The sequence below is a fragment of the Chitinimonas sp. BJB300 genome (assembly GCF_002735695.1).
In the GTDB taxonomy this organism is placed as follows: Bacteria; Pseudomonadota; Gammaproteobacteria; order Burkholderiales; family Chitinimonadaceae; genus Chitinimonas.
Window position 1 is genome coordinate 1 of sequence record NZ_PDZH01000249.1, and the last position, 2,798, is coordinate 2,798.

A 2,798-nucleotide genomic window follows, 5' to 3' on the forward strand; every position below is an offset into this window, starting at 1 on the left:
GTTTACGATCCACGCTTCCTTCCCACGCTCGGTCGCCCTCACGCAGTTGCGCTTCACTTCGTTCGCTGTGATCAACTTACGGCGGGACTTCCACCCGCAGGAGTGCGCCCATGCTGGGCGCACATAACAAACCGGCCCATGTGGCCGGCTTTTTTGCACCCATATCCGACACACCGCTTCCCGATGTATCAGACTGTCCTTGGGCCAGGGCCTGGACTAGGCGAAAAGTCGCGCTTATATTCGGCATACCATTCCAATAGCTTTTCCGCGGGCATGGCCTTGGCGACGTAATACCCTTGGACAAGACCTACCCCCAGCTCAGAGACCAATTCCCAATCCTCTTGGTCTTCCACACCCTCCACAACGCTTTTCAGATGTAATTGCTGCGCCATTTCCAGGGCACTGGTGAGAATAACCCTCAGGTTGCTTTTTTGAGATGCGCCATGCACAAAACCACGGTCGATTTTCAATTCAGTAAAGGGGCAACGCATCAATTGTTGCGGCGAAGAATAGCCCGTACCGTAATCATCCATCGAAAGCAAAAAACCCTTCAAACGCAGACGAGCCAATGTACCAAGCGACAATGCAAGATTGGACATCAGCATCGACTCGGTCACCTCGAGAGTGACTCGGCTGGGGGGAATGTTGTAACGGCGTATAACCTCCAGCGTCATATCAGGCAGCTTCGGGTTCATCAACAGCGGCACCGGTAGATTGATCGCGGCAACCAATTCCAAACCTTGTTGCTGCCAGGTCTGTAAGTGGCGGACGGTCTGCTCGAGAATATGAAAGAAGAAGGGCTCGGACAGCTCGCTCTCTTCTATTTGGCAAATGAACGCGGCCGGGGCGAGCACACCATACTCAGGATGAATCCAACGAGCCAAGGCTTCTACCGCTTCCATCTCTCCTGTCTTGGCTGCAACCTTAGGCTGGAACCAAGGCACGATTTGATTTGCCGCCAATCCCGCTTTGATTTCCGCCACTGACAAAGTGGGTGCCGTAGTAACCTTACTGATTTTTCGGCCAGGCCCTTTTTCCAGCACGCGCTGCAACATAGGAATCGTCATCGGTTTTTCGATTGCGCCCAACACATCCAGCTCAATACTCAGCGCGATAGTCGCCACGGCTTCCATGATGGCGATACCTTTTCCGGTAATGACAACCAGGGAAAATTGCTTGAAACCTTTGCGACCCAACGCCTCAATTAGTTGGATGCCGTCCATCTCCGGCATGTCAATATCGGTGATCAAGAGATCGATCGGCGCAACGCGCTCCAAGGTCCAGAGTGCTTCACGCCCATTGCCGGCACAACTGATGGTCGAAAAACCAAACTGCTTGAGCAGCGCAACGGCAACATCTCGTTGCACGACACTGTCTTCGACAACAAGAACGTGACGTCCTTGCCAGAGCTGCTCTTTAGACATGTACCCTCTCCAGGACAACGCCGCCAGGATCAAGACTGATGGTTCGATCCATGTGACGACATCTCCTTAGCGGTAACCAAGGTTGTCGCACCTCGGTATATCAAAGACTAAGCAACCTCGTATGTACTGCTTGAAGCATGAACAACTATTGTGCGAAGCAGTGGGGCTACAGACAAACGGCATCCGCGACCGCCGGGTTATAAGAACCTATCTAAAGGGCAGCTCGAAAAACCCCTTTTTTACAAATCCATGCTCAATGATATCAATAACTTGTGTACCAACCATCATCAAAAAGCATAGTTTTTCGAGGTATCCTAAAGTCTGCTGCGCGTCCGCAATATGGCGTTGAAAACCCCTCGGAATGCTCATTTACCACTTGTAAACTCCGCTTCCTCAGCTGTTTTCGCCTTATCTTGCCCTAGCTCGCGAGACTTTAGACAGGTACTAAGGAGGCAATACCGGATAAAAATCGATAGACCCGGGCAAACTTACCCTCAGCCAATGGAATGGAAATAACCCACCGCGCTAACAATCATTGTTACCCGGCACTCATCGAGGACATGCCACTAAGCTGGATCTCCGCCAATTCACCCAACTCTTCAATTAACAATACTTGGGTAACATCCAGAATGATGGCAAAACGACCGGATACGGTAGTAATACCATTGATAAAGTCATCTCGCATGCGTGACCCCAATGACGGTGCCGGATCAATATCTGACTCTGGAATCTCTACCACTTCGCGGACTGAATCGAGCATGACCCCGATATCGGTGTAATCGGTCCCTTGTCCATTTCCTAGCGATAGGATTGCAATACAGGTTGTCGGTTTGATCGCCGTGGGCGGGCGGCCAAAACGCACCGAAAGATCAATCACCGGCACCACCGAACCGCGTAGATTGATGATGCCACGCAAAAATGCCGGCATCAGTGGCACGGTCGTCACACCCTCGTATTCAATGATTTCGCGAATGTGGTGAATCTCAATGGCAAACACCTCGTCAACCAGTTCGAACGTCACACAGTGACGTGCTTTCTGGGGCTTGCCATGCTCATTCCTATTGGCTCTCTCGGCTCTTGATTCATGCTCTTCGTTCACTGCCCGGTTGCTCGTCATGACCTACTCCTAGGCTCCGCTTTCATAAGGTCCCGGACACTAGGTGCTGGATGACTGAAGCCCCCATCTGTCCCAATATTGCTGAGCTACTCTTATGGATCCTGGATAGTTTCTTAGTATCTGATGTTAAGCAGTAGCTGCGAGAAGCAGCTGTAACTGATCATAAGCCGCGCGGGAGGCGTTGATCAGTAACTTGCGGCAAAGTGCGAATGGGTTCTTCTGCGTCTTGATGCTCAGGCATTCAAGTTTGAAGGCTG

General features: G+C 51.4%; 2 protein-coding genes. Both read right to left on the reverse strand.

What is annotated here, in order from left to right:
* Nucleotides 1–188: 188 nt before the first annotated feature.
* Nucleotides 189–1,424, reverse strand: coding sequence for an EAL domain-containing response regulator (locus tag CSQ89_RS20905; protein WP_099407908.1), 1,236 nt, complete (start codon nucleotides 1,422–1,424; stop codon nucleotides 189–191).
* Nucleotides 1,425–1,962: 538 nt separating this feature from the next.
* Complete coding sequence (locus CSQ89_RS20910) at nucleotides 1,963–2,541, reverse strand: chemotaxis protein CheW (RefSeq protein ID WP_099407909.1); 579 nt, start codon at nucleotides 2,539–2,541, stop codon at nucleotides 1,963–1,965.
* Nucleotides 2,542–2,798: the final 257 nt, after the last annotated feature.

Bases quoted from the DNA above. Each gene is read 5' to 3' on its own strand.
- CSQ89_RS20910 (WP_099407909.1), bottom strand. From the start codon at position 2,541: ATGACGAGCAACCGGGCAGTGAACGAAGAGCATGAATCAAGAGCCGAG.
- CSQ89_RS20905 (WP_099407908.1), bottom strand. From the start codon at position 1,424: ATGTCTAAAGAGCAGCTCTGGCAAGGACGTCACGTTCTTGTTGTCGAA.